At 68.6% G+C, this 26,513-nt stretch carries 1 protein-coding gene; it reads right to left on the reverse strand.

The window, feature by feature from the left end; genetic code table 11:
• The coding region (locus ON32_RS20675) for a non-ribosomal peptide synthetase (protein WP_040792652.1) at positions 1-26,118 on the reverse strand (26,118 nt) is incomplete at its 3' end.
• Positions 26,119-26,513: the final 395 nt, after the last annotated feature.

The raw sequence follows: 26,513 nt of genomic DNA on the forward strand, positions 1-26,513 counted from the left end.
CCCATCGGCCTCCGCAACCACCATCCGCGCCCCAACAGCCAACGGCGCGAACAACTCCCACACCGACACATCGAACGTCGCCGGCGTCTTGAACAACACCACATCATCGACACCGACACCGAACTCACCCACAACCCAAGCGACCTGATTCACCACCGCCGCCTGCGACACCGCCACACCCTTCGGCCGACCCGTCGAACCCGACGTGAAAATCACATACGCCGTGTTCTCCGGCCGCAACGAAGCAACCCGCTCCACATCGACGATCGGAGCATCCGAATACCCGGACAGATCCACCGTGTCGATCTCGACCACGGCGTGGCCACGGGTATCGAAATCGTCACCGGCCGTGGTCAACACACACACCGGACGGGCGGTATCGAGGATGTAGTCGATGCGCTCGGCCGGGTGATCCGGGTCCAGCGGCACATAGGCGCCACCGGCGGCCAGCACCGCGTACATGCCGACCACCAGGTCGAGAGACCGCCGCATACCCAGGGCCACGGTCGAATCCGGTCCCACACCCACCGTGATCAGGTGACGGGCCAGTCGATGCACCCGCGCCGCGAACTCGACGTAGGACAGACCTGTCCCCTCGAACGTGATCGCGGGTGCGTCCGGGGTGCGCTCGACCTGCGCTTCGAACAGCTCGATCAGGGCCCTGACCTCGGGCACCGCGTGGGCGGTTTCGTTCCACCGCCGCAGCGCCAGCTCGGTTTCGGCGGGGTCCAGCAGGTCGATATCACCAACCGGACGGTTCGGCTCGTCGACGATGGCACGCAGCAGGCGGGTGAACCGCTGCGCGAACTCCGCCATGGTGGACGGATCGAACAGATCGGTGGCGTAGACGAGCTCGGCCGCGATCCCGGAGTTGTCCGGGTTCTCCGACAGCACCAGCTGTAGATCGAACTTGGCGGTCTCGATGGGCAGTTCCACCCCGGCGGCCGTGAGACCGGACAGTTCGAGGCTGCTCTGGCCCTGGTTCTGGAAGGCCAGCATCACCTGGAACAGCGGATGCCGCGCGGTGGAGCGGGCCGGGTTGAGGATTTCCACCAATCGCTCGAACGGCAGATCGGCATGACCGAAAGCGGCGATATCGGTGGCGCGCACCGACTGCAGCAGCTCGGCGAAACCGGTGCCCGCGTCGACCGGCGTCCGCAGCACCAGGGTGTTGACGAACATGCCGATGAGGTCGTCCAGCGCGCGTTCACCGCGACCGGCGACCGGGGTGCCGATGGCGATATCGGTTTCCCCGGACAGCCGCGACAACAGCACCGCGAGCGCGGCGTGCGTGACCATGAACAGTGTCGCGCCGCGAGCACGGGCCAGATCGGCGAGCCGGGCGTGGGTTTCGGCGTCGATCTCGAAGAGATGGGTGGCGCCGTGGCCGGTGGCCACCGCGGGCCGCGGCCGGTCGGCCGGCAGGTCCAGCTGGTCCGGCAACCCGGCCAGGGCCTCGGTCCAGTAGGCGATCTGCGCGGCGATCACCGAATTCGGATCGTCCTCGGAGCCGAGTACCTCACGCTGCCACAGCGCGTAGTCCGCGTACTGCACCTCCAGCGGTCGCCACGCAGGTTCGGCACCGTCGACGCGGGCGGCGTAGGCGGTCATCAGATCCCGGGTGAGCGGGCCCATGGAGAAACCATCGGCCGAGATGTGGTGCACCACCAGCGCCAACACATGCTCGGTGGGGCTGAGTTCGAACAGCCGCGCCCGGAACGGCACCTGAGTGGTCACGTCGAACCCGGTCAACACCAGTTCGGACAGTTCGGCGGGCAGCTCGGCCTCGGTGACCTCCACCGGGGTCAGATCGGGAATGACCCGTGCGGTCGGCACGATCTGCTGGTAGGGGGTGCCGTCGATCTCCGGGTAGTAGGTGCGCAGCGATTCGTGGCGGGCCAGCACATCGGCGACCGCGACCTGCAGGGCCTGCCGGTCCAGGAGACCGGACAGCCGCACCGCGGCGGGAATATTGTCCACCGCGGAGGCCGGGTCGAACCGGTTGAGGAACCACATCCGCTGCTGGGCCAGCGACAGCGGCACCCGCTGCACGACCTCCCCGGACGGCAGCGTCTGCGTCGGACGCTGCTGCGGGACCAGGGCGGCCCGGGTTCCGGCACCGGCCCGGGTTTCGGCGCGGGCGGCCAGCGCGGCCACCGTGGACGCCTCGAACAGTTCCCGCACCGAGAGCTCGGTGTCCAGGGCGACGGACAGTCGGGCGGCGACCTGGGTGGCGCTGAGCGAGTTACCGCCCAGGGCGAAGAAGTCGTCGTCCAGGCCGACCCGCTGCAAACCGAGCACCTCGGCGAAGGTCTGTGCCACGATCTCCTCGACCGGGGTGGTCGGGGCACGGAACACCGCCGCCTCGAACACCGGCGCGGGCAGCGCCTTGCGGTCGAGCTTGCCGGAGGCATTGAGCGGGAACTCGTCCAACTCGATGATGACGGCGGGAACCATATAGCTCGGCAACTGCCGGGACAGGTCCTCGCGCACGGTCTCGGTGTCGAGTACCGCGTCCGGCGCGGCGATCACATAGGCGACGAGCTGGTCGCCGGTGTGCTGATCGTTGCGCACCACCACCACCGATTGGGCGATTTCGTCCAATCCGGTGAGCGCGGCCTCGATCTCGCCGAGTTCGATACGCAGACCGCGCAACTTCACCTGGAAGTCGGTGCGGCCCAGGTATTCCAGTTCCCCGTCGGCAGTCCAGACCACCAGGTCACCGGTACGGTACATGCGCTCACCCGTGCCGAACGGGTTCGCCACGAACCGGTCCGCGCTCAGATCCGGACGCGCCACATAGCCGCGCGCCAATTGGGCGCCCGCCAGATACAGCTCACCCGCGACACCCACCGGAGTCGGACGCAGCCGGGCGTCGAGCACATACACCCGGGTGTTGAACACGGGCGCGCCGATCGGCACCGAGATGGTGTCGGCGTCGACCACCTCGTGATGGGTGACGTCGACAGCGGCCTCGGTGGGACCGTACAGGTTGTGCAGGCTCGCCCCGGTGAGCTCACGCAACCGGTGCGCGGGCTTCGGCGACAGCGCCTCACCGGAGGAGAACACCATACGCAGAGAGGCGCACCGCTGCGCGGCGGGATCCGCCACGAAAACGGCCAGCATGGACGGCACGAAGTGGATGACGGTGATCCGCTCCTCGGCGATCACCGACGCCAGATACGCCGGATCGCGGTGACCGTCCGGTTTGGCGACCACCAGTCGCGCCCCGACCTGCAATGGCCAGAAGAACTCCCACACCGACACGTCGAAGGTGGCGGGTGTCTTCTGCAGTACCGCGTCGGAGCCGGTCAGCCCGTACTGCGACTGCATCCACACCAGGCGGTTCACGATCGCGGCATGCGAGACCGCCACACCCTTCGGGCGGCCGGTGGAACCGGAGGTGAAGATCACGTACGCGGTATTCGACGGACGTAGTGGAGCCCGCCGCTCGGTATCGGCGACCGGGCCGTCGGTCAGTCCGGACAGGTCGAGCAGGTCGATGCGCACCTGGGCGGTGTCGATCTTCAGATCGTCACCGGAGGTGAGCACACAGACCGGGTCCGCGGTTTCCAGGATGTATTCGGTGCGTTCGGCCGGATGATCCGGATCCAGCGGCACATACGCACCACCGGCGACGCTCACCGCGTACATACCGATCACCAGGTCGAGCGAACGCCGCATCCCCAACGCCACATACGACTCGGGTCCGACCCCGCGTTCGATCAGCCAGCGGGCCAACCGGTTCACCCGGCGGGCGAACTCGCCGTAGGACAGAGTTGTCCCCTCGTAGGTGAGTGCGGCCGCGTCCGGGGTGCGCGCGAGCTGCGCGGAGAACAGCGATACCAGGGTGGCGTCGGGGTCGACCGGGTGCACGGTGTCGTTCCACCGCGACACCACCAGTTCCCGTTCGGCGGCCTCCAACAGATCGATATCGCCCACCGACGCCTGCGGTTCGACGGTGATGGCGGTGAGCACCCGCACCAACCGGTCGGCGATCCGCCGCACGGTCGGCTCGTCGAACAGGTCACGCAGATAGCCGGCGCGAATCCGCAGGCGGCTGTCCAGCTGCGCGATGAGGGTCAGCGGATAGTGGGTGGCGTCGGCGGCCTCCAGGCCGGTCACGCTCATACCGTCGATATCGGCGGCCTGCGCCTGCAGGCCCGCCGAATCCACCGGGTAGGACTCGAAGACCACCAGGGTGTCGAACAGGTTCCCGATGCCGGTGGCGGACTGGATATCGGCCAGACCCACATAGTGGTGGTCGAGCAGATCGGCCTGTTCGCCCTGGATGCGGGTGAGCAACTGCCGGGCCGATTCGGCCGGGTCGAACCGCACCCGCACCGGAACGGTGTTGATGAACAGGCCGACCATGGATTCCACCCCGGACAGCTGCGGTGGCCGCCCGGACACCGTGGCGCCGAACACCACATCGTCGCGGTCGGTCATCCGGCCGAGCAGGATCGCCCACGCGACCTGCAGCACCGTATTCGGGGTGACGCCCAGCTCCGCGGCCAGCGCGGTGAGCCGCGCGGTGGCCGATTCGTCCAGGTCGAACAGGTATTCGCCGGACAGGCTGGTGATCTCCCGCGACGAACCCGCGCCGTCCGGACGCGACAGCATCGTCGGTTCGGTCACCCCGCGCAACGCCTCCGACCATGTGGCCAGCGACGCGGCGTGATCCTGTTCGGCCAACCATTCCAGGAAGTACCGGTAGGAGCGGGCGGCGGGCAGTGCGCCGGTATCGGCGTGCGCCGCGTACAGCACCAGCAGGTCCCGCATGAGCAGCGGCATGGACCAACCGTCGAGCAGGATGTGGTGGTTGGATACCACGAATTCCCACCGGTCGGCCGCCACCTGGATCAGGGTGAACCGGATCAGCGGCGGTTCGGTGAGGTCGAAGCGGCGCAGCCGGTCGGCGGTGATCAGGTCCGCTGCGTCACCGGTGGCGGTGCGGTCGTGTTCGGTCCAATCCACCCGGACACCATCGAGCACCACCTGCACCGGGTTGCCGGCGCTGTCGGTGAGGAACGCGGTGCGCAGGTTCTCGTAGCGGTCCACCAGGGCCTGCGCTGCGGCCCGCAACCGGGTGGCATCCACCCGGCCGGTGAGGGTGAGCACCGCCTGCGCGGTGTACACATCGACCGACGCGGCGGCCAACTGCGCGTGGAAGAGCAGACCGGATTGCAGCGCCGACAGCGGCCACATATCCGTCAGCGCCGGGAACCGCCGTTCGAAGGTGTCGATATCGCTTTGCGCGACCCGCACCAATGGGAAGTCCGACGGGGTGTGGCCACCCGCGGACCCGGATTCGGCGTGGCGGGCAACGGCTTCCAGCGCCGCGACCCACAGGTCGGCGAATTCGCGGACCTCGGCGGGCGACAACAGTGTGGACGGGTAGCGGATGGTGGTGGTCAGTGTTTCGCCGACCACGATGGCGTTCAGGTCCAGCGGCGCCATGGCGGGCATGTCCGCGTCGTAGTCGCCACCGAGCGCGCCCAGTTCCGGCGCGGGCATCCAGCCGAAACCGTGCAGTTCCTCCGGAATCTCGCCCGTGGTCACCCGACCCAGGTAGTTGAAGCTCACCTGTCCGGGCAGGTCCTCCGGCAGTTCACCGGCGGCATCGCGGTTCAGGTAACGCAGCAGACCGTAGCCGATGCCCTTGTCGGGCACGGCGAGCAGCTGTTCCTTGACCGCCTTGATCGCGGCGTCGAGTGCGGGGCCGCCGGCGAGAGCGGAATCGATATCGAGACCGGTCAGGTCGAAGCGCACCGGGAAGATCGCGGTGAACCATCCGACCGTCCGCGACAGGTCCGCACCCGCGACGACGTCCTCTTCGCGACCGTGGCCTTCCAACCGGAGCAGCAGCGGATCGTCGACCCTGGCCTCGGGGCGGCGGCGGGCCCGCCAGGTGGCGGTCGCCAGCGCGAGCGCGGTCAGCAGCCCGTCGTTGACGCTGCCGTGGTAGATCGCCGGCACCGTGGTGAGCAGTGATCGGGTGGCCTCCGGGGAGAGTTCCACCTGCATCAGCTCGATCACGGCCACGGTGTCGAGCGCCGGTTCCATCGGTCGTTCGGTGAGCAGCGGGTCGGGGGTGTCGACCACCGAACGCCAATAGTTCAGTTCGGTTACCCGCTCGGGGGTGTGCGCTTCCCGTTCCAACGCGTGCGCCCACGCCCGCATGGAGGTGGCGGGGGCGGCGAGTTCGGGCCGGTGGCCGGCGGTGATCTGCCCCCAGGCGGCGACGAAATCGGGCACCAGAATGCGCCAGGACACACCGTCGACCACCAGGTGGTGCGCCAGCACCACCAGTCGACCGGCCCGGTCACCCCGGTCGGGTTCCAGCCAGACGAAGCGGATCACCACGCCCGTGGTCGGGTCGAGCCGATCCAGGGCGGAATCCACCGCCTTGGTGGCGGTTTCGAACAGCTCCTCGTCGTCGGCGTTCGCGTCGAACACGACATGCTCGATGAGCGCGTCCACGTCGATGCTGCCGGGGGCGGAGGTTTCCACCACCCAGTCGCCATCGACCCGGTACAGCCGGGCGCGCAACATATCGTGCCGGTCGATAACGGCGCCCACCGTGGCGGCGATACCGGCGCGGTCGATACCCACCGGCAGATCCAGCGTCATCAACTGGTTGAACCGGCCGAACGAACCACTGCGCTCGGCCATGAACCGCACCACCGGGGTGAGCGGCATACGACCGACCCCGCCACCGGGGAGTTCGGCCAAGGCGGGCACGGCGCCACCACCGGCCGCACCGGTTTCGGCGACCGCGGCCAGACCGGCGACGGTGCGCTGCTCGAAGACGTGCCGCGGGGAGAAGAACACTCCGCGCGCCTTGGCGCGCGACACCAGCTGGATGGAGACGATGCTGTCACCGCCGAGGGCGAAGAACGAATCGTCCACACCGACCCGTTCCACCCCGAGTACCTCGGCGAACAGTTCGGCGATGGTCTGCTCCAGCGGCGTGCGCGGGGCCCGGAACGCCACATCGGCCGCGAATACCGGCTCCGGCAACGCCTTCCGGTCCAGTTTGCCGGCCGGAGTGAGCGGAATGTGGTCGAGCACCATGATCGACGACGGCACCATGTAGGTGGGTAGCCGCTGTTCGATATGGGCGGTCAGGGCCGGGATATCGATCGAACGGCCCGGTGCGGCGACGACATACGACACCAACGAGACGGCGCCCACGGTGCTGCGGTGTCCGATGGTGACCGCGAAGTCGACGTTCTCGTGCGAGGTCAAAGCGGCGTCGATCTCACCCAGCTCGATGCGGAAACCGCGGACCTTCACCTGGAAGTCGGAACGACCCACGTATTCCAGGCGGTGTTCGGTCTCGCCGTCGGGCAGGATGCGCGCGGCCCAGCGCACCACGTCGCCGGTGCGGTACATCCGCTCGCCCGGCGCGTAGGGGTCGGCGACGAACCGGTCGGCGGTGAGCGCGGGCCGCTCGAGGTAGCCGCGGGTCACCGAGGAACCGGAGATGTACAGCTCACCCGCGACACCTTCCGGTACCGGCTGCAACCGGGAGTCCAGCACCAGGAAGCGAGTCCCGCGGATCGGACCACCTATGGTGAGCGCGTCCCCGGGTCGCAGCCCGGCGCCGATACCGACCACCACGGTGGCCTCGGTCGGACCGTAGACATTGTGGAAGGCGCGCAGCGGACGGTCCGGCCGGGATTCGTCACCGATCGGCACCGCCCATTTGGCGAGCAGTTCCGCCGAGTAGGCCTCACCACCGACGGCGATGGTTCGCAGACTGTCCAGCCCGGTGGGATCCAACGTCGCCAATGCGGCCGGGGTCATGAACAGATAGGTGATCTGTTCCCGGCGGAGCAGCTCGTACAGTTCTTCACCGCCGAAGACACCGGTGGGCACGATGACCAGCGCACCGGCCGGCCCCACCGCCAGCAGCATCTCCATGATCGAGGCGTCGAAGCTCGGCGAGGAGAAGTGCAGGGTCCGGGAATCGGAGTCCATGCCGTATCGCGCGACCTGGTCGGCGCAGAGGTTCACCAGACCCGCGTGCGGAACCACGACGCCCTTGGGCACACCGGTGGAACCGGAGGTGTAGATGACGTAGGCCAGGTTGTGCGGGCGCAGCGGACGGACTCGGTCGGTGTCGGTGACCGCCGCAGCGCTGTGGGCGTCCAGGTCGAGGTCCTCGAGCACCAACCATTCCACCGAATCCGGCAGATCGTCGCGAACGGCGGCGACGGTCAGACCGATCGGGGCCCCCGAATCGGTGAGCATGTGCTCGATCCGGTCGGCCGGATAGGCCGGGTCGATCGGCACGAACGCCGCACCCGACTTGCTGACCGCCCATTCGGCGAAATACGAATCCGCCGAACGCGGAATGGCGACGGCGATCAGGTCCTCGGTGCCCAGCCCCCGCTCGATCAGCAAACGCGCCAACCGGTTCGAGCGTTCGTCCAGCTCACCGTAGGTGAGACGGGTGTCCTGATAGACCACGGCCAGGGCGGATGGATCCCGCGACACCGCGGCGGCGAACAGGTCCGGCAGGGTACGGGCCGGCAGTCCCGGGCCGCCGGCGCGACGCACCAACTCGGCCCGCTCGTCGGCGTCGAGGATATCGATCGCGCCGACCGACACCTGTGGGTCGGTGGCGATGGCCGACAGGATCCGCTGCCAGCGGGTCACGAACGACGCCGCGGTGGATTCGTCGAACAGATCGGTGGCGTAGGTCAGCGCCAACGCCATACCGGCGGGACCGTCGCCGTCGGTCCGGTTCTCCGACAGCGTGAACTGCAGGTCGAACCGGGAGATGTTCTCGTCCAGTTCCAGCGCCGACACGTTCAGACCGGGCAGTTCGAACGCGGTACGTTCGATGTTCTGGAACGACAGCGCCACCTGGAACAGCGGGTTACGCGCCTGCGACCGTTCCGGTGCCAACAGCTCCACCAACCGCTCGAACGGCACATCGGCATGGCCGAACGCCTCCAGATCGGTGTGGCGGACCCGCTCCAGCAGAGCGGTGAACGATTCGCCCGGTTCGATCTCGGTGCGCAACACCAGGGTGTTGACGAACATGCCGACGAGGTCGTCGAGTTCGGCCTCACCACGTCCGGCGATGGGGGTACCGACGGCGATATCGTCGCCGCCGGACAACCGCGCCAACAGCACCGTCAGCGCGCCGTGCAGCACCATGAACAGCGACGCGCCGTGCCGGCGGGCGAGTTCGTCCAGGCTCGCGACGAGTTCGGGGGAAAGCTCGCGGTACAGGGTGGAGCCGCGATGCGAGGCGATCGCCGGCCGCGGCCGGTCGGTCGGCAGGGCCAACTCGTCCGGGATACCGGCCAACGCCCGCTTCCAGTACGCCACCTGGCTCGCCAGCAGCGACTCCGGGTCGTCCTCGGAGCCGAGCACCTCGCGCTGCCAGATCGCGAAATCGGCGTACTGCACCGGCAGCGGCGCCCAGTCGGGGGTGCTGCCCTGGGTGCGAGCGACATAGGCGGTCATCACATCGCGGGCCAACGGACCCATCGAGAAACCATCGGAGGCGATGTGGTGCACGACCACGACCAGCACATGTTCGTCGGGGCGAATCCGGAACAGCCTCGCCCGCAACGGAACGCGTTCGGCCACGTCGAATCCGGTGGAGGCGAATTCGGTGATGACGGTGACGAGCTCGTCCTCGGTCACCGACCGGGGGCTCAGTTCGAGCTCGATCTCCTCGACCGCGACGACCACCTGATGCGGTGTTCCGCCGTGCGAAGGGTAGCGGGTGCGCAGCGGTTCGTGCCGGCGCACCACATCATGGACCGCGAGTTCCAGTGCGGCGGTGTCGAGTTCACCGGACAACCGGATGCCCAACGGCAGGTTGTAGGCCGCCGAAGAGGTGTCGTACTGGTTCAGGAACCACATGCGCTGCTGCGCGTACGACAGCGGCACCAGTGCGTCACCGGATCGGTCGTGCGGCGCCAACCGGGGCCGGGCCGCGCCCTCGGTGTGCGATTCGAGTCGGGCCGCCAGGGTCTCCACCGTGGTCGCCTCGAACAGCGCCCGCACCCCGACGGTGGTGCCGAGAGCGGCGCCGATCCGGGACACCACCCGGGTGGCGATCAGCGAGTTGCCGCCGAGATCGAAGAAATCGTCGTCCAGGCCGACCTGTTCCACGCCGAGCACCTCGGCGAAGACGGAGGCCACCGTCTCCTGCACCGGGGTCTGCGGCGCCCGGAACTCCCGGGACCGTGCGGTGGGGGCGGGCAGGGCGCGACGGTCCAGTTTCCCGTTGACGGTCAACGGAATCCATTCCAGCCGCACGATCGCCGAGGGCACCATGTACGACGGCAGCTGCTCGGCGGCGCCGTCGCGCACCGCATCCAGATCGGGCGTGGCGTCGGCATCGGCCACCACGTAGGCGACGATGCGCTGGTCGCCCGGCTGATCCTCGCGCACGATCACCGCGGCCTGCGCGATACCCGGCTGCGCCAGGACGGCGGCCTCGATCTCACCGAGCTCGATACGGAAACCGCGCACCTTCACCTGGTCGTCGGCGCGGCCCAGGTATTCCAGTTCGCCGAAGCGGTTCCAGCGCGCCAGGTCGCCGGAGCGATACAGCCGGGAACCGGCGGCATCGGAGTCGGCGAGCGGGTTGGCGACGAACCGCGCCGCGGTGAGGTCCGGCCGGCCCAGGTAGCCACGGGACAGCTGCCCACCGGCGATGTAGAGCTCACCGGCGACACCCACCGGCACCGGACGCAACCGGTTGTCGAGCACATACACCCGCAGGCCGGCGATGGCACGGCCGACCACACTGCCGGACGCGCTCGCGATGGTGGCGGCGTCCAGCGCCCGATAGGACACGTGCACCGTGGTCTCGGTGATGCCGTACATATTGACCAGCAGCGGTGACGCGGTCTCCCGGTCGCCCGCGGCCAGGGTCCGCCCGGCGGTGCCGTCACCGTGTCGGGCGATCCAGTCGCTCAGTCGGCGCAGTTCCAGCGCCTCACCGCCGAAGATCACATAGCGCAACGCCAACGGCGCGGTCGCCGTCGCGGTGCGGTCGGCCTCGGCCAGCTGGTAGAACGCCGACGGCGTCTGGTTGAGCACGGTCACCCGCTCGGTGCGCAACAGTTCCAGGAACTGTTCCGGGGAGCGGGAGGTGTAGTAGTCGACCACCACCAGGGTGCCACCGTAGAGCAGCGGACCCCACAGCTCCCAGACCGAGAAGTCGAAGGCGTAGGAGTGGAACAGCGTCCACACATCGTCGGGGCCGAAACCGTATTCGCGGTCGGTGTTGGCGAACAGGCGCACCACGTTCCGGTGCGCCACCGCCACACCCTTGGGGCGGCCGGTGGAGCCGGAGGTGTAGATGACATAGGCGATATTGTCCGGGCGCAGCGGCGCGCGCCGATCCGCGTCGGTGATCGGGGCGTCGTCGGCGTCCTCCACATCGCCCGCCTCCACGGCGAATCCGTCCACCACCACGCGCGGCAGTTCGGTGGGCAGGTCCACCTGCACCGTGGAGTCGACGATCACGCTCGCCGGACGCGAGTCGGCGAGCACATAGGCGATACGTTCCGGCGGATAGGTCGGGTCCACCGGGACGTAACCGGCACCGGACTTGATCACCGCGAGCAGCGCCACCACCAGGTCCAGCGACCGCGGCAGCAGCACGGCGACCAGGGTTTCCGGCCCGGCGCCCACATCGATCAGGCGGCGGGCCAGCACATTGGCCCGCCGATCCAGTTCGGCGTAGGTGAGGACGTCACCGCCGTAGCGGGCCGCCGGCCGGTGCGCGTTTTCGGCCACGGCGGCGTCGAACAGGGCGGCCAGGGTCACGGTGGCGGGGTCGTCGACGGGCACACCATCGGCGGTGAAAACACCCACACCCGCATCGGCGCCGGAACCGGTCCACCGCTGCGCGACGTCCAGTCGCTCCACCTCGCCCAACAGGTCGATATCGCCGACGGCGATTCCCGGCTCGTCGACGATCGTGCGCAGAATGCGCAGCAGTCGATCGGCGAAGGCGGCCACCGTCTCCGAATCGAACAGATCGGTGGCGTAACTCCACGACAGCGCCAACTCGCCTGCCGCACCACCGTTGCCGGCGCTCTCGGTTTCGGCAACGGTGAGTTGGATGTCGAATTTCGCCAGGCCCGGGTCGAATTCGACCACATCCAGTTCGAGGCCGGGCAGGGCGACCGTACCGGCCTCGGCGGCCGAGGCGGCCTCGAAGGTCAGCGCTATCTGGAACAGCGGATGGTGTGCCTGGGAACGGACCGGACTGATGATGTCGACCAACCGCTCGAACGGCACATCCGCGTGCGCGAAGGCGGCCAGGTCGGTCCGCCGCGCCTGCTCCAGCAGCTCGGTGAACGACATGCCCGGCTCGACCTCGGTGCGCAGCACCAAGGTGTTGACGAACATACCGACCAGGTCGTCGAGGGCCTGGTCACCGCGACCGGCGATCGGGGTGCCGATGGCGATATCGGTGCTGTTGGAAAGCCGCGCCGCCCAGGTCGCCAAGGCGGCGTGCACCACCATGAACAGGGTGGTGCCGTGGGTCCGAGCCAGGTCCTCCAGTCCGGCCCGCAGCCCCGCGTCCACCGTGAAGACATGGGTGGCACCGGCGTTCGAGGCCACCTCGGGGCGGGGACGGTCGGCGGGCAGTTCGATCTGATCGGGCAGATCGCGCAACCGTTCGGTCCAGTAGGCCACCTGACGGGCCGCGAGCGAATCCGGGTCGGACTCGTCACCGAGCACCTCCCGCTGCCACAGCGTGTAGTCGGCGTACTGCACCGGCAGCGGAACCCAACCGGGCACCTCGCCCCGGCTGCGCTCGGCGTAGGCGAGGACGAGATCGCGCAGCAACGGACGCAACGAGAAACCGTCACCGCTGATGTGGTGCACGACCAACAGGGCGATATGGGTGCGCTCGTCGACGCGCAGCAGATGCGCGCGCAGCGGCGGAGCGACGGTGACGTCGAAGTGCGCGCTCGCCAGTTCGACGATGCGGGCGGTCACCTCGTCGGCGCGCACCGGTTCGGGCGACAGTTCCGCGCGAACCTGGCCGATGGGCAGCACCCGCTGGTAGCCGACACCGTCCACCTCGGGGTACACGGTGCGCAACACCTCGTGGCGGGCGAGCACATCGTCGAGGGCGGCGTTCAGGGCCGCGATATCCAACTCGCCGGTCAACCGGACGGCCACCGGGATGTTGTTGACCGCGGTGCGGTTGTCGAACCGGTTGAGGAACCACATCCGCTGCTGGGCGAGCGACAGCGGCACCAGTTCTCCGCGTTCCCGCGGCGCCAACCGGGGCCGACCACCTTGTCCGGCGGTGGTTTCCAGGCGGACCGCGAGCGCGGCGACGGTCGGCGCCTCGAACAGGGTCCGCACCGGGACCTCGGTGTCGAAGGCGACGCCGAGTCGGGCCGCCACCTGGGTGGCGACCAGCGAGTTACCGCCGAGGGCGAAGAAGTCGTCGTCCAAACCGACCCGCTCCACCCCGAGCACATCGGCGTAGACGCCGGCCACGATCTCCTCGACCGGGGTGGTCGGGGCACGGAAGGCGGCGGCGGTGAACACCGGGTCGGGCAGCGCCTTGCGGTCGAGTTTGCCGGAGGCGTTGAGCGGGAAGGCATCCAGCACCACATAGGCGGTGGGAACCATGTAGGCGGGCAGCTGCTCACCCAGTTCCCGCTGAACGGTCTCCACGTCCACCACGCGGTCGGGGTCGGCGATCAGGTAGGCCACCAGCTGGTCGCCGGTGCGCTCGTCGGTGCGCACCAGCACCACGGCCTGCGCGACGCTGTCGAGAGTGGTGAGGGCGGCCTCGATCTCGCCGAGCTCGATACGCAGACCGCGCAACTTCACCTGGAAGTCGGTGCGGCCCAGGTATTCCAGTTCCCCGTCGGCGTTCCAGACCACCAGGTCACCGGTGCGGTACATCCGCTCGCCATTGCCGAACGGCGTGGCGACGAACCGTTCGGTGGTGAGGTCGGGGCGGCCCACATAACCGTGGGCCAGTTGAGCGCCCGCCAGATACAGCTCACCCGGCACACCCACCGGCACCGGCCGCAGCCGGGAGTCGAGCACGTAGACGCGGGTGTTGAACACGGGCGCGCCGATCGGCACCGACGCGGTGTCGGCGTCGGTCACCTCGTGGAAGGTGACGTCGACGGCTGCCTCGGTGGGGCCGTACAGGTTGTGCAGCCGGGCCCCGGTCAGTTCCCGCATCCGCTGCGCGGTCGCGGCGGGCAGCGCCTCACCGGAGGCGAAGACATTGCGCAGGCTCGAGCACAGCGGTCCGGCGATACCGGCGTCGGAGTCGGCGAGCCCGGTCAGCGCGCTCACGAACACCGACAGCATGGACGGCACGAAGTGCACCGTGGTGACCTGTTCGGCGGCGATCAACCGGGCCAGGTACACCGGGTCGCGGTGACCATCCGGTTTGGCGACCACCAGTCGGGCACCGACCTGCAACGGCCAGAAGAACTCCCACACCGATACGTCGAAGGTGGCGGGCGTCTTCTGCAACACCACATCGTCGGCGGCGAGACCGTATTCGGCGTGCATCCACACCAGGCGGTTCACGATCGCGGCGTGCGAGATGGCCACGCCCTTCGGGCGGCCGGTGGAACCGGAGGTGAAGATCACGTATGCGGTGTTGTCCGGACGCAGCGGTCGGATCCGATCGGCGTCGGTCAGCGGCGCGTCGGAGAACTCGGACAGGTCGAGTTCATCGATACGCAGTTGCCGCGCGCGGGTGGTGTCCAGGTCGGCGCCGGAGGTGAGCACACAGACCGGGTCGGCGGTCTCCAGGATGTAGTCGATGCGCTCGGCCGGGTGATCCGGATCCAGCGGCACGTACGCACCACCGGCGGCGTGTACCGCGTACATGCCGACCACGAGGTCGATCGAGCGCCGCATACCCAGCGCCACATACGATTCCGGGCCCACCCCGTCCCGGATCAGCCGGCGGGCCAGTCGGTGTACCCGGGCGGCGAACTCGGCATAGGACAGACTTGTCCCCTCGAAGGTGACCGCGGTCGCGTCCGGGGTGCGCACGACCTGCGCCTCGAACAGCGATACCAGGGTGGCGGCGGCGTCGGTGACCGGGGAGGGCAGCGCGGCGTCGAGCGGGAACTCGGTGGCGTTCCAGCGGTCCAGAATCCGCAGCCGCTCGGTCTGCTCCAGCAGTTCGATATCGCCCACCGCGGTATTCGGGGCCGCCGCGACGGTGTGCAGCACACGCAGGAACCGGTTGGCGAAACCGCGGGCGAAGTCGGCGTCGAAAAGGTCGGTGGCGTAGACCAGTTCGGCATCCATCTCCGAGGTGTCGGAGTTCTCGCTCAGGGTGAGCTGGAGATCGAACTTGGCCGTCGGCGGGTCGACCCGCAGTTCCGACACGGTCAGCCCGGGTAGTTCGAGCATGCTCGTGCCCAGGTTCTGGAAGGTCAGCATCACCTGGAACAGCGGATGCCGGCCCTGCGAACGGGGCGGGTTGAGCACCTCCACGAGCCGTTCGAACGGCACCCCGGCGTGCGCGAAGGCCGCCAGGTCGTGTTCACGCACCTGGGCGAGCAGCTGCGTGAACTCGGCACCGGGTTCCACCCGGGAACGCAACACCAGGGTGTTGACGACCATACCCACCAGGTCGTCGAGGGCGGCCTCACCGCGTCCGGCCACCGGGATGCCGATGGCGATATCGTCGGTACCGCTCAAGCGGGCCAGCAGGGCCGCGAAAGCGCTGTGCACCACCATGAACAGGGTGGAGCCCTGGGCGCGGGCCACTTCGTTCAGGGCGTCGACGAGATGGCCGGGCACCGGGAAGCGGTGGGTTCCGGCCGTGTACGACGCCACGGCGGGCCGCGGTCGCGGCGAGAGCCGAAGCTCCTCCGGCAGACCGGCCAGCGTGGTGCGCCAGTAGTCGAGCTCACGGGAGATCAGCGAACGCGGATCGTCCTCGGAGCCGAGGGTTTCGCGCTGCCACAGCGCATAGTCCACGTATTGGATGGCGGGCGGGGCCCAGTCCGGCAGCTCACCCGCGGTGCGGGCGAGGTAGGCGGTCATCAGATCGCGGACCAGCGGCCGCATCGAGAAACCGTCGGCGGCGATATGGTGCGCCACCACCACCAGCACGTGGTCATCGATCTCGCGGCGGAAGACCCGCATCCGCACCGGAGGTTCGACGGTGACGTCGAAACCGCGATCGATGAATTCCACCACGGCCGCGAGTAATTCGTCCGGATCCGGTTCGTCGACCACCTCGATGGTCGGGACCGCCTGGGTTGACGGCAGCACCCGCTGATAGCCGATACCGTCGTGCGACGGGTAAACGGTGCGCAGCGATTCGTGCCGTGCGACCACATCGGCGACCGCACCGCGCAACGCGGTGAGGTCGAGCGCACCGGTGAGCTGGACGGCGACGGGGATGTTGTTGGCCGCGGATTCGGGATCGAACCGGTTGAGGAACCACATCCGCTGCTGAGCCAACGACAGCGGCGGACGTTCGGGACGGGTGCGGGCCGCGGTGAGCGCCGGACGCCCCCCGGTGCCCACATGGGAACCCACCCGGGCGGCGAGCCCGGCGACGGTCGGCGCCTCGAACAGCGTTCGCACACCGATCTGTGTGTCGAGCGCGGCGCTCAGTCGCGCGGTGACCTGGGTGGCGATCAGCGAGTTACCACCCAGGGCGAAGAAGTCGTCGTCCGCGCCGACCCGCTCCACCCCGAGCAGTTCGGCGAAGATACCGGCCACCATCTCCTCGATCGGGCCGGCCGGAGCTCGGAACTCGCGGGTGGTCAGTTCGGGTTCGGGCAGGGCCTTGCGATCCAGCTTGCCCGCGGGGGTCAGCGGAATCTCGTCCAACACCGTGATCGATGTCGGCACCATGTACGTGGGCAGCCGTTCGGCGGCGTACCCGGACAGGGCCGTGGTGTCGACGGTATGTCCCGGCACCGGTCGCACGTACGCGACCAGCATTGTGGAGCCGGTGTGCAGTTCGCGGCCGAGGGTGACCGCGAAGTCGACATCCGGATGCGAGGTCAAGGTGGCGTCGATCTCGCCCAGTTCGATGCGGAAACCGCGGATCTTCACCTGGAAGTCGTTGCGGCCCACGTATTCCACGGCCGGCTCGCCGAAGCCGTCGCGGCGCCAACGCACCACGTCACCGGTGCGGTACAGCCGCTCACCCGGACCGCCGTACGGGTCGGCCACGAATCGGGCGGCGGTGAGCTCGGGCCGGGCGTGATAGCCGCGGGCCAGCTGGATACCGCCGACATACAGTTCGCCGGCGACGCCTTCGGGCACCGGGTGCAACCGGTTGTCCAGGACCAATGTCCGCATACCGCGAATCGGGCCGCCGATGACGACCGGATCGCCCGGCGCGAGCCGCGCGCTGATATTGGTCGCGACAGTGGCCTCGGTGGGACCGTAGGCATTGTGGAAGCTGCGGCGCGCCGAATTACCCGGCGCCACCGACCATTTGGCGACCAGGTCGGCCGAGACGGCCTCACCACCGGCGATGATCACCCGCATCCCGGCCAGCGACGCCGGCTCCAGCGACGCCAATACCGATGGGGTGATCAGGCCGACCGTCACCCGCTCGCGTTCGATCAGCTCGCTCAGCTCGTCACCGCCGTAGGTGCCGGGCGGGACCACCACCAGGGCACCGGCCGACCCGACGGCCAGCAGCAATTCCAGGATCGAGGCGTCGAAGGAGGGGGACGCGAAGGCCAATGCCCGAGCCGAGGCGTCCAGGTCGTAGCGTTCCACCTGGACGCCGGCGAAGTTCGCCAGACCCAGGTGGGTGACCACCACGCCCTTGGGCAGACCGGTCGAACCGGAGGTGTAGATCACGTACGCGGTGTTCGACGGACGCAACGGAGCCCGTCGCTCGGCGTCGGTGACCGGCTCCGACGAGCGGGATTCGATCTCGGCGGCGACCGCCGGATCGTCGAGCACCAACCAGTCGCCGGCGGCGACCGGCGGCAACGTGTCGGCCTCGGCGGCGACGGTGATACCCAGTCGGGCGCCCGAGTCGGAGATCATGTGCACGATTCGGTCGGCCGGGTAGGCCGGGTCGACCGGCAGGAACGCCGCACCCGATTTGGCCACCGCCCAGACCGCCAGCACCGATTCGATCGACCGTGGTACCGCTACGGCCACAATGGTTTCCGGTCCGGCGCCACGGTCGATCAATACCCGCGCCAGGCGGGCGGCGGCGGCGTCGAGTTCGGCGTAGGTCAGCGCACGTCCCTGGAAGACGACCGCCTGCCCGTCGGGGTTGGCCGCCACGGCGGCCGACATCAATTCCGTCAGGGTCTGCGGTTCCACCGCCGGACCGCCACTGCGGCCGAGCAGATCGACGCGCTCGGATTCGGACAGGATGGCCAGTTCCCCGACCGGCCGATCCGGGCCCTCGACGATCTCCTCGAGCAGCCGAATGAACCGTTCGGCGAATACCTGGACCGTGCTGTCGTCGAACAGGTCTCGGGCGAAGGAGAATTCGCCGAGCATCCCGTTGTCGCTGTCGCCGCCCGCCTCGCGCAGGGTCAGCGAGAGGTCGAATTTCGCCAGGTCGACCTCGAAATCGACCGGGGCGACCCGCAGTCCGGGCAGTTCGAAGGTGTTGTCCGGCAGGTTCTCGAACGACAGCGCCACCTGGAACAGCGGATGCCGCGCCTGGGAACGCGCTGGGTTGAGCACCTCGACGAGCCGTTCGAACGGCACATCGGCGTGCGCGAACGCCTGTAGGTCGGTATTGCGCGCCTGCGCCAGCAGTTCGGTGAAGGTCATGGCACCGTCGACCTGGGTGCGCAACACCAGGGTGTTGACGAACATACCGATCAGGTCGTCGAGCGCGGCCTCACCGCGACCCGCCACCGGGGTACCGATGGCGATATCGGACATACCGGTCAGTCGGGCGAGAAGCACGGCCAACGCGCTGTGCAGCACCATGAACGGCGAGGCGTTGTGGCGATGGCCCAGTTCGGCCAGCCGACGCTGGATCCCGGGGGCGATGACGAACGAGTGCACACCACCGCGGTAGGACGCCACGGCCGGGCGCGGCCGGTCCGAGGGCAGGGTGATCTCGTCGGGCAGATCGGCCAGTTCCCGCTTCCAGTACCGGATCTGACCGGAGATCAGCGAATTCGGGTCGTCCTCGGAACCGAGCACCTCGCGCTGCCACAGCGCGTAATCGGCGTACTGCACCGGCAGCTCGGACCACGCGGGCGGCTCCCAGGTGGTGCGGGCCGCGTAGGCGACCATCACATCGCGCGCCAACGGGCCCATCGACCAACCGTCGGCGGAGATGTGGTGCACCACCATGCCGAGCACGTACTCGGTTTCGCTGATCTCGAAGAGCCGGGCATGCAGCGGCACCTCGGTGGTGACGTCGAAGGCCATGGTCGCCAGCTCGATCAGATGATCGATGAGGGTGTCCTCGGTGACCCGGAACGGGGTCAGGTCGGGCACGATCTGGGCGGCGTCCAGGATCACCTGCACCGGTGCGCTACCGGTCTCCGGGAAGACGGTGCGCAGGGATTCGTGCCGGTCGATCACGTCGATGACGGCGACCTGCAGGGCCGCCACATCGAGATCGCCGGACAGCCGGATGGCGACCGGGATGTTGTTGACGGCCGATTCGGTGTCGTAGCGGTTGAGGAACCACATCCGCTGCTGCGCCAGCGACAGCGGGATCTCCGCCGGCCGGGTCCGCGCCACCAAGGCCTGGCGCGCGCCGTCACCGGCATGCGACTCCACCCGCGCGGCCAGCGCCGCGACCGTGGACGCCTCGAACAGCATGCGCACCGGCACCCGGGTGTCGAGCGCGGTACCGAGCCGGGACGCCACCTGGGTGGCGATCAGCGAGTTACCGCCGAGCTCGAAGAAGTCGTCGTCCGCGCCCACCCGGGCCACGCCGAGCACCTCGGCGAAGATCCCGGCCACGATCTCCTCGATCGGGGTGGAGGGGGCGCGGAATTCGCGCACCTCGAACACCGGGGCGGGCAGGGCCTTGCGGTCCAATTTGCCCGAGAGGTTGAGCGGGAACGCGTCGAGCACCATGATCGCCGACGGCACCATATAGGCCGGCAGCAACTGTTGCAGCGAGTCCCGCACATCGTCGATATCGACCTCTGTGTCGGCGCCGACCACATAGGCGACGAGCCGACCGCCCGCGACGGTGTCGGCGACGATCACCGCCGCCTGGGCGACCTGCGGGTGCTCCAGCAGCGCGGCCTCGATCTCACCCAGCTCGATCCGCTGGCCGCGCACCTTGACCTGGAAGTCGGTGCGGCCCAGGTACACCAGTTCCCCGTCATGGGTCCAGCGCACCAGGTCGCCGGTGCGGTACAGCCGCTCGCCCGGCGCGCCGAACGGGTCGGCGACGAAACGTTCCGCGGTCAGGTCGGGGCGACCGTGGTAACCGCGGGCGAGCTGCGCCCCACCGAGGTAGAGCTCGCCGGGAACTCCGGCCGGGACCGGCCGCAGATCCTTGTCCAGGACGTATGCCCGGGTATTCCACACCGGGCGACCGATCGGCACCGTCGCGGCGGGAACCTCGTCGGCATACCAGGAGGTCGCGTTGACCGTGAACTCGGTGGGGCCGTACAGGTTGTGCACGGCCGCGGTGGAGAACTTGCGGACCGCGGCGACCGTGGCCGCCGGCAGCGCCTCACCACCGACGGACAACGAACGCAGCGAAGAACATTCGGCCGGGGAGGCGGCGGTGAGGAAGACCGACAGCAGCGACGGCACGAACGAGGTCGCGGTGACCCGGCGCTTGCCGATGATCTCCGACTGGTACATCGCGTCGCGGTGACCGTCGGGCACCGCGATGATCATCCGCGCGCCCACGGCCAGGGTGCTGAACAGCTCCCACAGCGAGGCGTCGAAGGTGAACGGCGTCTTGTGCAGGACCACGTCGTCGGCGGTGAGACCGATGGTCTCGATCTGCCAGCGCAGCTGGTTCGCCAGCGCGGCATGGCTCACCGCGACACCCTTGGGCCGCCCCGTCGACCCGGAGGTGTAGAGCACGTAGGCGATGTGCTCAGGACGCAGCGGGGTGGTGCGTTCGCTCGGGGCGATCGGCGCGGGGTCCACCTCGGCCAGGTCGAGCGTATCGATGTGCACGACCGGGCAGGTATCGGTCTCGAGCTGGTCGTGGGTGGTGGTCAACAGCACCCGGGCCCCGGAGCCGGCGAGCACGTATTCACTGCGTTCGGCCGGATGATCGGGGTCGATCGGCACATAACCGGCGCCCGCGGCCAATGCCGCGTAGACGCCGACCACCATATCGACCGAACGGCGGATGCCCACCGCGACAAGGGTTTCCGGCCCGATACCACGGTCGATGAGGACCCGGGCCAGGCGGTGCACGCGGGCGGCGAACTCGGCATAGGTCAACTCGACGGTAGGACCGAACTCACCCGGATGCGTATCGCCGTCGAACACCACGGCGATCTCGTCCGGTCGCGCTCGCACCTGCTCTTCGAACAGATCCAGGACGGTACCGGCGGGCACCGCGTGCTCGGTGCGGTTCCAGCGGTCGAGGACGGCGGTGCGCTCCTCGGCGGCGAGGAGATCGATATCCCGGACCTTGGTCTCCGGGGCGGCCGCCACGGTGTCGAGCAGTCGGCGGTACCGCTCGACGAACCCCTCGATCGTCGCGGGGTCGAACAGATCGGTGGCGAAGGAGACGGCGGCGTCCATACCGGCCGGTTCGCCTTTGCCGCCGCGTTTCTCGGTGATCGTCCAACCGAGGTCGAACTTGGCGATATCGACCTCGAGCTCTTCCACCCGCAGTGACAGCCCGGGCATCTCCAGGGTCGCGTGCGCCATCTCCTGGAACGACAGCATCACCTGGAACAGCGGATGCCGCGCCTGCGAACGCGCCGGGTTCAGCACCTCCACCAGCCGCTCGAACGGCACATCCGCGTGTGCGAACGCCGCCAGGTCGCGTTCCCGGGTGTCGGCCAGCAGCTCGGTGAACGACCGACCGCCCTCCACCTCGGAGCGCAGCACCAAGGTGTTGACGAACATACCGATCAGGTCGTCGAGCGCGGCCTCACCACGACCCGCCACCGGGGTGCCGATGGCGATATCGGTGGTGCCCGACAGCCGGGCCAACAGCACCGACAGCGAGGCGTGCAACACCATGAACAGAGTGACGCCATTACGTCGGGCCAACGCCTCGAGCCGGGCGTGCATATCGGCGTCGATCTCGAACGAGACCCGGCTGCCGTGGAAGCTCTGCACCGGCGGACGCGGCCGGTCGGTGGGCAGATCCAGCTGGTCGGGCAGTCCCGCCAACTGCTGTCGCCAGTAGGCGATCTGGCGCGCGGCAATGGAATCGGGGTCCGATTCCGCACCGAGCACGGTGCGCTGCCAGACGCTGAAGTCCTGGTACTGCACCGATAGCGGCGGCAGCTGTGGTTCGGACCCGGCCGCCCGCGCCAGATACGCGGCGGCGACATCGCGCGACAACGGTCCGAAGGAGAAACCGTCGGCGGCGATGTGGTGCAGCACGAAGGCGACCGCGTATTCGGCGGTGCCGTTGGACCGGCCGCCGGTCACCTCGTAGATCCGGCCGCGGAACGGCAGTTCGCGGGTGACATCGAAACCGGTGGCGGCGAATTCGGCCAGGGCCGCGGGTAGTTCGGCCGCGTCGATCGCCTCGACCGGGATATCGATATCGACCTGGTCCATGGGCAGCACCAGCTGGTAGCCGCCGTCACCGGATTCGGGGTAGATGGTCCGCAACGACTGCTGCCGCTGAACTACATCGCGGAAGGCGGCGTGCAGCGCGGCCAGATCCACCTGGCCGTGCATCCGGATCACGAACGGCAGGTTGTAGGTGGGGGCCGTCGGATCGAACTGGTTGATGAACCACATCCGCTGCTGTGCCAGCGACAACGGAACCCGATCGGGCAACTGCTGCGCGACCAGCGGCTGCCGCGACTCGTCGGCGGGGGTGCTCTCGGCGCGTGCGGCGATACCGGCCACGGTGGGGCTTTCGAACAGCGTCCGCACCCCGAGCCGGGTACCGAAGGCGTCGCTGATCCGCGCCACCACCTGGGTGGCGACCAGTGAGTTACCGCCCAGCTCGAAGAAGTTGTCGTCGACGCCGATCCGGTCCCGGTGCAGGACGTCGGCGAAGATACCGGCCACGATCTGCTCGGCCGGGGTCTGCGGGGCCCGGAAGGACGCCTCGTCGGCGGTGAACACCGGTTCGGGCAGCGCCTTGCGGTCCAGTTTGCCGCTGGTGTTCAAGGGGAAGGCGTCCAACACCATGATGGACGCGGGCACCATGTAGGCCGGTAGTTTCTCGCCCACGAACCGGGTCAGTTCGGCGGGGTCCACGCTGTGCCCGGGACCCGGCACCACATAGGCCACCAACTGCTGACCGGTGGCGGTGTCGACCACCAGCACCGCGGCCTGGCTCACCGCGGGATGCGCCAGCAGATCGGTTTCGATCTCGCCCAGCTCGATGCGCTGACCACGGAACTTCACCTGGAAGTCGGTGCGACCGATGTATTCCAGGACCCCCTCGGGGGTCCAACGCACCAGGTCACCGGTGCGGTACATCCGCTGCCCGGTGGCGAATGGACTGGCCACGAACCGGTCGGCGGTCAGATCCGGGCGGCCGTGATAGCCGCGCGCCAATTGCCGACCTGCCAGGTACAGCTCACCCGGCGCGCCGATCGCGGCCGGACGCAGCCGCGAATCCAGCACGTAGACCTCGACATTCCATTCCGGAACACCGATCGGAACCGTGGTGGTGTCGGCGGCGGTGACCTCCCACGAGGTCACCGAGACCGCCGCCTCGGTGGGGCCGTAGAGGTTGTGCAGGCCTGCGCCGGAGAGGGCGCGGAAACCGGCGGCGGTCTCCGGCGGCAGTGCCTCACCGATCACGAACACCGCGCGCAGCGATTCGCACTGCTGCGCGGTGGCCTGCGAAACGAAAACCGTCAGCATGGACGGGACGAAGTCGGTGACGGTCACCCGATGGCGGGCGATGGTCTCCGCGACATAGATCGGGTCACGGTGCCCGTCCGGGGTGGCGACGACGAGTTTCGCGCCCACCAGGAGCGGCAGGAAGTAGCCCCACAGCGAGACGTCGAAGGTGGTCGCCGTCTTCTGCAGGTATACATCGTCGGCGGTGAACCGATACTGGTCCAGCATCCACAGCTGCTGGTTGACGATGGCGTGCTCGGAGACGGCGACGCCCTTGGGGCGACCGGTGGAACCCGAGGTGTAGATGACGTAGGCGGTGTTGTCCGGCCGCAGCGGCGCGATCCGGTCGGCATCGGTGACCGGCGCATCGGAGTAGGCGGTGGTGTCGAGGGTGTCGATCTGCACCCGGCGCACCGATTCCGGCAGCTCCAGATCATCGGTCGAGGTGGTGAGCACGCAGACCGGCGCCGCGCTGTCGAGGATGTAGGCGGTGCGCTCGGCGGGATGGTCCGGGTCGATCGGCACATAGGCACCGCCGGCCCGGAGCACGGCGTGCATACCGACGACCAGGTCCAGGGAGCGGCGCATACCCAACGCGACTCGCGATTCCGGGCCCACCCCGTCGGCGATCAGATAGCGGGCCAGTCGGTTCACCCGGGCGCCGAACTCGGCATAGGTGAGTGCCTCGCCCTCGAACTCGACGGCGATCCGGTCCGGGGTGCGCGCGATCTGCGCGTCCAGCAGGGCGGGCAGGTGGGTGACCGGCACGTCCCGCGCCGCGTCGTTCCACTCCACCAGCGACGCGGTGCGCTCGGCCTCGGTGGTGATGTCGAGGTTCCACACCGGGTCCTCGGGGGCGGCGGTCAGGAACCGCTCGAAGAACTCCAGGAACCGCGTGTGGTGCCGTTGGGTCTCGGCCTCGGTGTAGAGGTTGGGGTTGGTCTCGAAGTCGATATGCGACCGGGTGCCACCCATCGACTGATAGAAGTTGACGCCCAGATCCTCGATGCTGCCGGTGCTCAGCACGTGCATCGTGCCGACCAGGTCGTCGAGGGCCACCGTGTCGTGGAACAACATGATGTTGACCCACGGACCGTAGAACTGCCGGGTGACCACGCCGTCGCCCGCGGCGTCGCGGCGGATGTCCTCATGCCGGTAGCGCTGATGGCGCAGCGCGCCCGTGACCTCGACCTGCACCTGTCGCAGCAGGTCGGCGGTGGTGGTGTCGGTGCCGACGTGCAGGCGCAGCGGCACGATGTTCGACGACACACCGGCCGAGCGGCGCATGGCCGCCGTGGTGCGCGCGGTCACCGGCAGGCTCAGGATGACGTCTTCGGCGCCGTTCCACTGGGCCAGGTAGCCGGCGAAGGCCGCGAGCAGCAGTCCGGCCGGCGTCGACTCGTGCCGGGCCGCGGCCTCGTCCACCAGCCGGCTCTGCGAGTCCGACAGGGCCGCGCTGGCCACCCGGTTGAGAGCGGCGGGCGGCGCCGAACGGCCGGTCAGGCTGGTGCCTTCCTCCATGCCGACGACCCGCTCGGCCCAGTACTCCCGGTCGGTCTGGAAGCGTTTGCTCTCGCGGTAGGCGATTTCCTGCTCGTAGAGCGTGCGCAGGTCGGTCGCCTTGGCGGGGGGCGGTTCGACACCCCGCGCGATCGCGGTGTACCACTCGGCGAGCCGGGACATATAGGTCATCGCGCCGAAGCCATCGAGCACGATGTGGTGCGACCGCAGGTACCAGTACCAGTGGTCGTCGGCCAACTGCAGACCGGCCAACCGGAACAACCGGTCCTTGGTCATATCGAGCGGCCGGCCGTACTCGGCCCGCATCCACTCGTGGGCGGCGGCCTCCGGGTCCTCCTCGCCGCGCAGGTCTACGTAGTAGATCCGGTCGTTGTCGGGGATGGTGTGGTCGATGTACTGCATCGGCTCGCCATCGCGCTCGACGATGCGGACGAACCCCGAACCGAACTCGCGGGTGGCAGCGATACTGGCCTCGCGCAGGATCTCCAGATCGAAGTGACCGTGCAGGTCGACGTACTGGGCGATGTTGATCGGAACCTGCGGATCGACATGCTGCGCGTACCAGATACCGAGCTGCGCGGGAGACAGGGGGAACAATTCCGTGTCGACGGCCTTCGCACCACCGTCTGCACCGTTCCCACCGTTAGCCGGCCGGTCCAACCATTACCTCGCTTCCGGAAAGCCTTGGCGACTTCCCCGACGACACCCGGACACGACGCGCACCCATATCGGCGTGGCGTCGTTACGCTCCGGGTTCAGTTCTCGATCAATCAGACAAAGTGTTGTTCATCGGCAATATCCATTTGCCTGCCCGACCCCGTTACATCGGTGGTCCCGCCTCGTCCCATGCCTCGCCGACGCGCGAGGTACCGACGCATCCGGGGAGTTCGCTGCAGGCCACCGGATCAATCTACCGTCGCCTCCGCAGGCCACCAACAAACGTCCATAGCGGTTGAGCATTATCACAGGACAAGTGGGGTATGAGAGAGATGGCCGATTACGGACCGGTCGGTCGCGCAGGGGAAGCGCGATGACGTACCCACCCCGGACCCCGG

The sequence above is a fragment of the Nocardia paucivorans NBRC 100373 genome, assembly GCF_000308675.1.
Classification (GTDB): Bacteria; Actinomycetota; Actinomycetes; order Mycobacteriales; family Mycobacteriaceae; genus Nocardia; species Nocardia paucivorans.